This window comes from Oleiphilus sp. HI0123, assembly GCF_001635315.1.
In genome coordinates this window covers 1-638 of the sequence record NZ_LWGE01000969.1, presented here as the reverse complement: position 1 = coordinate 638, position 638 = coordinate 1, and the positions used below count along the sequence as shown (strand labels likewise).

General features: G+C 47.8%; 1 protein-coding gene. It reads right to left on the bottom strand.

Annotated elements, in window-relative coordinates:
• On the bottom strand, positions 1–638 hold a 638-nt coding region (locus A3761_RS08390), incomplete at both ends, for a molybdopterin molybdotransferase MoeA (protein ID WP_197472980.1).

Here is a 638-nt window from a genome sequence, read left to right as displayed (position 1 = left end):
TCGAGTTGATCTGGGATGAGGCCAAGATCAACTATATCTGCGTTCAGGCTTTTGAGCATGCCGGTAAGTAGGTAGCGGTTGGAGTTAAATATTTGTGAAGAAGAGGGCTTATCGCCCGGTTCTACCAATTCGTCTCCAGTTGAAAAAATAGCGACTTTTAGTCTTCGAAACACTTTGACCTTAGCAATACCAATCGAAGCAATTAAGCCAACGCGGGCAGGGGAAAGGACTAGGCCCTTTTGTAAAATAACCTGGCCTTGTTGAACATCTTGACCTCGAGGGCGAATATTTTGCTTAGCGTTAGGCTGGGAGGAAAAGGTTACCTCCTTGTTGTGCTCATTGATTGTCGCCTGTTCTTGCATAATGACGCAGTTCGCTCCTGCTGGTATCGAGGCGCCGGTAAATATTCTCGCAGCAGTGCCACGTTCAAGTGTCTCGGGTTGGTGCCCGGCAGGAATGCGTTGTGAGATACAGAAGGCTTTACCCTCAGAGAAGTCATCAAGGTTTAGTGCGTAGCCGTCAACGGCACTGTTATCTGTGGGCGGTACATTAAGTGTAGAGACTAAGTCTTCAGCGAGCACTCTTTCGTGTGCATCAATAAGTGCAACTGATTCTGTCTCCGATATCGGGTTTGCCAA